This window comes from Vibrio sp. V19_P1S1T109, assembly GCF_002241375.1.
In the GTDB taxonomy this organism is placed as follows: Bacteria; Pseudomonadota; Gammaproteobacteria; order Enterobacterales; family Vibrionaceae; genus Vibrio; species Vibrio anguillarum.
Genome location: NZ_NDIM01000331.1, coordinates 1 through 6,843, shown reverse-complemented (window position 1 = coordinate 6,843; position 6,843 = coordinate 1). Strand labels below are relative to the sequence as shown.

Genomic DNA, 6,843 nt, shown 5'->3' with positions numbered 1-6,843 from the left:
CCCTTATAGGGGGCTATAAACCAAAGCCGCCTTCTAAGAAGGCGGATTTTTACTCCTCCAATTTCTACAATCCCTTTCACAACATGCATTATTGCTTCAGTTAAAGCACAGTTATCTCGTGTAAAAGGTGGTGAATTTTGCTATCAAATTAACCAAATCTGTCCTTTTTGAATGCAAAATAGCCAAACGATTTAAAAACTAAAAAAATAATATTGACTCATCGAATCGAATGCGTAGAATGCATCCCGTACTTGAGAGGAACGGAAGAAACAACCCAACCCTTGATGTTACAGGGGCGCGTTGGCAGAGGGGCTATGCAGCGGATTGCAAATCCGTGGACCTCGGTTCGACTCCGGGACGCGCCTCCATTGCGACACTAGCTCAGTTGGTAGAGCGCAACCTTGCCAAGGTTGAGGTCACGAGTTCGAACCTCGTGTGTCGCTCCAAACTTTGAGGTGTTGAACTTAACGTTCAGTATCTAAAGATGGTGTTACTAAATTTTGTAAACAGCATCGCAATGCAGAATTGCGTGCCCTGGTGGTGAAATTGGTAGACACAAGGGATTTAAAATCCCTCGACTTTCGAGTCGTGCCGGTTCAAGTCCGGCCCGGGGCACCATCTTTTTACTGCTTATGCAGTATGCGACACTAGCTCAGTTGGTAGAGCGCAACCTTGCCAAGGTTGAGGTCACGAGTTCGAACCTCGTGTGTCGCTCCAAATTAAAGCCCTAGCAGAAATGCTGGGGCTTTTTCATCTCTGTCTCACAGCCAGTTTACAACCAACGATATCGTTTTAGAGCAACCTTGCCAAGGTTGAGGTCACGCTTTTAGTTCAAAAGAAAGCGAACCTCGTGTGTCGCTCCAAATTAAAGCCCTGGCAGAAATGCTGGGGCTTTTTCATCTCTGTCTCACAGCCAGTTCACAACCAACGATGTCGTTTTAGAGCCACCTTGCCAAGGTTGAGGTCACGCTTTTAGTCCAAAAGAAAGCGAACCTCGCGTGTCGCTCCAAATCGCGCCCTAGCGGAAACTGGGTAACCCCCTACGTTCACTATATTCGTTGACGGTTTCGGACGTGAAATTGAAATATTTTAAGCAAAGCCATCACCATCAAACAGCAGTACTTCAATTTATGGTCAAATCTCGCATCGTTTTTACTCTCCATCCCCAATTCTAGAATGTTAATAATTTGATAAAGCAACCTTTATCTTGAGTTGTTATTATTTTGTGAAGTGAAATTTCGGCCTACTTCACATAATTTTCGTGCCAACATTTAATTTATGGTGTGAATTATTTGCAAAAGCGTGATTTATATAAACTTATCAACAACCCATTCATGGGAACGATTCCCAATGTGACATTGATCTATTTTTACATTGATTCGGTGAATGTAAACTCCATCCCCGTCAGCAACGTTAAGGGAATACATAAGCAGTGGTTGCTGAGCAATAAAGAGATTGAGCTGTTCATGATTACCAAAGTAGCGTGCTACTTCCTCCGGTGAATTTGAATATAACTCATTGATTTTATTGAATATATCTCAGGATGAGATTCAAGGTGCTAAGCACCAACATAATGATAATGATGACCATAAGGTCGATGGAGTATAAAAAATGAATTTTGCTACCTCTGGTAAACTTTCTCTTGCCGCAATTCTAATTTCAGCCGCACTACAAGCAAACGCAGGTATCAGTGTTGAAGGTGAACAAGGTGTTTTCTCAATCGGCGGTGATGTTGAGTTCGATATCAACCTTCGTGATAAAAATGCCACTGACAAGCAACATCTAAATCAAGATGGCCGCCTTTTGGTTCAAATCGCTGGTGAGCGTAGTGTGAGTGGTGACCGTTATATCAAAGCACAAGCACAACCTTTACTTAAAACAACGGGTGATGTTGAGCTTGATGATGCGTGGATTGCATTTGGTCAAGCAAATAACTGGGAATTGAGAGTAGGTCGTTATGAAGCATTTGATCTATTCCCTGTTGGTCAAGATACTATGCTTGAATACGCAACAGCAGAACCGTATCGAGCGAATGCGGCTCGTGGTCGTGGCGATAACGGCCAAGTCGGTTTTAGTAAGACAGCGGATAATCTTTACTTTGAACTCTCTACCAAATTTGAGAAGAATGCGACTACAGCGGATAAAAATGCTGTGTTCGTACGCCCAGTTGTTGCGTACCAAATCGTTGACTCAGTTCGTGTTGCTGCTGGTTTAGAAGCCAATCTGACTGCAGATGATAAAGATGCTGCGAATGATTTCCTTGGTTATGGCGCGACAGTTAACTATTCTGCTAACGATCTTTCTATCAACGTGAACTATGCGTTCCGTGATTTCGACAAAACTAAACAAGAAGATACGACCATCGGTGCTAACTTACTGTTTAAAGGCTTTGGTCTAGGTCATGTCTATGGTGATGTTGATAAAGGTACTAGCGAGAAGGTAAATACCACTTATGCTTCTTACCAATTTGCTAATGTGATGGATGTGGAAGATTTCTCTGTTTATCTAGGTACTTACTACTCGAAAGTAGACGACACAGAAAACAAAGATCTAGGCATGCGTATCCGTCTAAAATACTTCTTCTAAGTTTTAAAACTTAAGCATTAAATCTCAACTGCTTTTGATGCCTACCGTTCGGTAGGCATTTTTTGTATAAGCAGATGCGATGATTTACAGCTGTTTAAGCATCCACACATCGCAGCCGTTGTGCTCAGTGCCGTCCATTGGTCGATCCAAATGTATAAATCCGAGTTTTTCATATAACTGAATGGCGGATGTCATACTAGATAACGTATCCAAATAGCAAGATTGATAACCTGCATTTTGAGCAAACGATAGGCATGCTTCACTGAGCATTTTTCCCAGCCCGCAACCGCGACTTTCTGGTAATAAGAAGAGTTTTTTTAGCTCACAGATCCGTTGGCTATGATGAAAGGCTGCAATACCTGCTCCACCGACAATGATGCCGTCACGTTTGGCTACCAGATACAGGCTGCTGCTCTCTTGCGTGTAATGTTGACTCATGTTTTCCACTTCAGCATCAGATGGGCCAAAACCCTCACCGATGGCCCCAAATTCAGCGCCTACAGATTGGATAATTTTACAAATGTCCGAATCATCTTGTGGTTCGATTGGTGTTATCGTGATGTTCATCGTTTCTTCTTAAAAATAGTCATGTTTTTATTATTGTTTGGGGAGAGGGAGGTAATATCAAGAGAGCGGCAAAAATAATGCCGTTTTTTTGTTCAAGAGCAAGCGTCAGTATCATTTCAATTTGGCTTTAGAGGTGGCTTTCGATACTATGTGCAGCTATCTGAAAAATACAAAAACATCCTATATGGACACTACCTACAGGTAGATGAGGAAACGATGCAACATCTAGAAGAGATTATTGCTAATGCGACCGCAGCGATTAATGCTGCCGATTCGCTAGTCGCACTTGATGAAGTGCGTGTTCAGTACTTGGGTAAAAAAGGTGAGTTAACCACTCAGCTACAGAGCCTAGGTAAATTGCCACCCGAAGAACGTCGCGCTGCAGGTCAAGAGATCAACGTTGCGAAAGAGACAGTGCAACACGCCATTGCTACGCGTAAAGATGCTTTGCAGCGAGCAGAGTTAGAAGCCAAACTAGCGGCTGAAACGATTGACGTTACTTTGCCTGGACGCCGCATTGAAAATGGTGGCTTACACCCAGTGACTCGCACAGTTGAACGCATTGAGCAGTTCTTTGGTGAGCTTGGTTTTCATGTTGAATCTGGCCCTGAAATTGAAGACGCCTTCCACAACTTTGATGCGTTGAATATCGCTGCCGATCACCCAGCACGTACTGATCACGATACCTTCTTCTTTAATCCAGATTTAATGTTGCGTACACACACGTCAGGTGTGCAAATTCGCACTATGGAAAATGGTCAACCGCCGTTTCGTTTTATTGCGCCGGGCCGCGTATATCGTAATGACTACGACCAAACACACACACCAATGTTCCACCAGGTTGAAGGCATGTTGGTTGATGAGCACGTCAATTTTGCTCAGCTTAAAGGTATTTTGAACGATTTCTTATGTAACTTCTTTGAAGAAGAAGTTGAAGTGCGTTTCCGTCCTTCTTATTTCCCATTTACAGAACCTTCTGCGGAAGTGGATGTGAAGGGTAAAAATGGTAAATGGCTTGAAGTTCTAGGCTGTGGCATGGTTCACCCGAACGTTTTGCGCAGTGTTGGTATTGACCCTGAAAAATATTCTGGCTTTGCATTTGGTATGGGTGTTGAGCGTTTAACGATGCTTCGTTATGGCGTCAACGACCTACGCGCGTTCTTTGAGAACGATCTGCGCTTCCTCAAACAATTCAAGTAATTCAAGGGTAAACACAATGAAATTCAGCGAATCATGGCTTCGTGAGTGGGTTAACCCTGCGGTTACGACTGACGAACTTACACATCAAATTACAATGGCAGGCTTGGAAGTCGATGACGTTCTTGCTGTCGCCGGTGAATTTACTGGCGTCAAAGTGGGTCACGTTGTTGAATGTGGTCAACATCCAGATGCCGACAAACTGCGTGTAACGAAAGTTGACGTGGGTGAGGAAGAACTGCTTGATATCGTTTGTGGTGCAGCAAACTGCCGCCAAGGCTTAAAAGTGGCGGTAGCGACTGTTGGTGCTGTACTGCCCGGCGATTTCAAGATTAAAAAAGCAAAATTACGTGGTCAACCTTCTCACGGCATGCTTTGTTCATTCAGTGAGCTAGGGATTGATGTTGAATCCGCTGGCATTATGGAGCTTGCAGAAGATGCCATCGTTGGTACTGATTTCCGCGAATTCCTAAGCTTAGATGATGTGACTATTGATGTCGATTTGACCGCGAACCGCGCAGATTGCTTTAGTATTCGTGGCCTTGCTCGTGAAGTAGGTGTATTGAACCGCATTGATGTCACTGAGCCATCGGTCACCACTATTCCTACTTCAATTGAAGATAAAGTCTCTATTGAAGTGAAAGCACCGGCCGCTTGTCCGCGTTATCTTGGTCGCGTGGTTAGAAACATTAATGTTCAAGCCCAAACACCGCTTTGGATGCAAGAGAAGTTACGCCGTTGTGGTCTACGTTCAATTGATCCAGTGGTTGATATCACTAACTATATCTTGCTTGAACAAGGCCAACCGATGCATGCCTTTGATCTTGCCAAAATCGAAGGCGGTATTGTTGTTCGTATGGCCGAGCAGGATGAAAAACTTACGCTACTCGATGGTACAGAAGCTAAGTTGAATGTCGATACGCTGGTTGTTGCCGATCACAATAAAGCATTAGCCATTGCGGGCATTTTTGGTGGTGAAGGTTCAGGCGTTAGCTCAGAAACCCAAGATGTACTGCTTGAGTGTGCTTTCTTTGCACCAGACCATATCCGCGGTCGTGCTCGTAGCTATGGCCTACATACTGATTCATCCATGCGTTTTGAGCGCGGTGTTGACTACGCGTTGCAAGCCAGTGCGATGGAACGAGCGACTCAGCTGCTGGTTGATATTTGTGGCGGTGAAGTTGCACCTATGGTTAGTGTTGAGTCTGAAACGGATTTACCTAAACCAAATCAAGTCACACTTCGTCGCACTAAACTGGACAGTTTGCTTGGTCATCACATTGCGGATGCTGATGTGGTTGAAATCCTAAAACGTTTAGGTATGAGTGTTGAGAGTTGCGCAGAAAGTTGGGTTGCTACCGCGCCAACGTGGCGTTTTGATATCGCGATTGAGCAAGATTTGATTGAGGAAATTGGCCGTATTTACGGTTACAACAATATCCCTAATCAAGCTCCCGTTGCAGCATTGAGCATGAATGACCACCAAGAAGCAAACTTGCCACTTAAGCGTGTTCGTCATTTGTTAGTTGACCGTGGTTACCATGAAGCGATCACCTACAGCTTCGTTGAGCCAGAGCAGCAGAAACTGATTGTTCCAGATGTTGAACCACTCATTCTGCCTAATCCTATTTCTGCTGATATGTCAGCGATGCGTTTGGGCTTGATCCAAGGTCTATTAAATACCGTGGTTCATAACCAGAAACGCCAGCAGCCACGCGTTCGTTTGTTTGAATATGGTTTGCGTTTTATTCCTGATGCCTCGGCAGAGAACGGTATGCGCCAAGAACCTATGCTCGCGGGTGTAATATCCGGTACTCGTGGTGAAGAGCACTGGAACATGGACACCGCAACGGTTGATTTCTTCGATCTAAAAGGTGACTTGGAAGCCATTCTTGATTTAACCGCCAACGGCAAAGCTTACAGCTTTACTTCTGTTGCACACCCAGCGCTGCACCCTGGGCAATCGGCCGCCATCGTTGTCGATGGTGAGATTATTGGGGTGATAGGCACTGTTCATCCAGAGCTTGAGCGTAAGTTTGGCTTGAATGGCCGCACCATCGTATTTGAACTTGAATGGTCAGCGGTGAACACCCGTGTAATTCCAGAAGCTGCATCACTGTCTAAGTTCCCAGCGAACCGCCGTGATATAGCACTGGTTGTTGATGGCGCCATTGCTTCAGGTGATATTGTCGATGCATGTCGTAATGCTGGTGGTGAGCTTCTAAAAGAGGCGAAACTGTTTGACGTTTATGTAGGCAAAGGGGTTGAAGAGGGCAAGAAGAGTTTAGCAATTGCGTTGATGCTTCAATCGACTGAACGTACTTTAGAAGAAGCCGATATTGCAAGCGCTGTTGAATCGATTGTGACTTCAGTAGCGGCACAGTTTGGTGCAGCCCTGCGCGACTAATTCAGAAAGTAGCCTAAGTATATTTGAGCAGGTTCAAGTTGGGCCTGCTTTTTTATATGCAATTTAGTGACAAGTTAGTGTTAAAC

Annotated in this window: 4 protein-coding genes and 4 tRNA genes; 7 read left to right on the top strand and 1 reads right to left on the bottom strand. The window is 44.6% G+C overall.

Features of this window, described 5'->3' with window-relative positions; all coding sequences use genetic code 11:
- Nucleotides 1-294 precede the first annotated feature (294 nt).
- From B9J87_RS15740 to B9J87_RS15720, 5 genes are all read left to right on the top strand, one after another.
- A tRNA-Cys gene (locus B9J87_RS15740) sits at nt 295-368 on the top strand.
- Between the two features lie 2 nt (nt 369-370).
- Nucleotides 371-446, top strand: a tRNA-Gly gene (locus B9J87_RS15735).
- 85 nt (nt 447-531) lie between these two features.
- Nucleotides 532-618, top strand: a tRNA-Leu gene (locus B9J87_RS15730).
- A gap of 23 nt (nt 619-641) precedes the next feature.
- Nucleotides 642-717: transfer RNA gene (locus tag B9J87_RS15725), tRNA-Gly, on the top strand.
- A gap of 894 nt (nt 718-1,611) precedes the next feature.
- A complete protein-coding gene (locus B9J87_RS15720) occupies nt 1,612-2,586 on the top strand; it encodes a carbohydrate porin (protein WP_094131999.1) in 975 nt (324 codons plus the stop codon).
- Nucleotides 2,587-2,670: 84 nt separating this feature from the next.
- Here B9J87_RS15720 and B9J87_RS15715 read toward each other — a convergent pair whose 3' ends face one another.
- On the bottom strand, nt 2,671-3,153 hold the full coding sequence (locus B9J87_RS15715; RefSeq protein ID WP_094123686.1) for a GNAT family N-acetyltransferase: 483 nt from the start codon (nt 3,151-3,153) through the stop codon (nt 2,671-2,673).
- 216 nt (nt 3,154-3,369) lie between these two features.
- Here B9J87_RS15715 and pheS point away from each other — a divergent pair, with 216 nt between their 5' ends.
- Together pheS and pheT are read left to right on the top strand one after the other, a co-directional pair.
- Nucleotides 3,370-4,353 carry a phenylalanine--tRNA ligase subunit alpha gene (pheS, locus tag B9J87_RS15710; protein WP_017044058.1) on the top strand — a complete coding sequence of 328 codons (984 nt, stop codon included), beginning with the start codon at nt 3,370-3,372 and terminating at the stop codon, nt 4,351-4,353.
- 16 nt (nt 4,354-4,369) lie between these two features.
- A complete protein-coding gene (gene pheT, locus B9J87_RS15705; RefSeq protein ID WP_094151639.1) occupies nt 4,370-6,757 on the top strand; it encodes a phenylalanine--tRNA ligase subunit beta in 2,388 nt (795 codons plus the stop codon).
- Nucleotides 6,758-6,843 lie beyond the last annotated feature (86 nt).

Excerpts from the sequence above, each read along its gene's own strand:
- B9J87_RS15720 (WP_094131999.1), top strand. The coding sequence starts at position 1,612 with ATGAATTTTGCTACCTCTGGTAAACTTTCTCTTGCCGCAATTCTAATT.
- pheS (WP_017044058.1), top strand. The coding sequence starts at position 3,370 with ATGCAACATCTAGAAGAGATTATTGCTAATGCGACCGCAGCGATTAAT.
- pheT (WP_094151639.1), top strand. The coding sequence starts at position 4,370 with ATGAAATTCAGCGAATCATGGCTTCGTGAGTGGGTTAACCCTGCGGTT.
- B9J87_RS15715 (WP_094123686.1), bottom strand. The coding sequence starts at position 3,153 with ATGAACATCACGATAACACCAATCGAACCACAAGATGATTCGGACATT.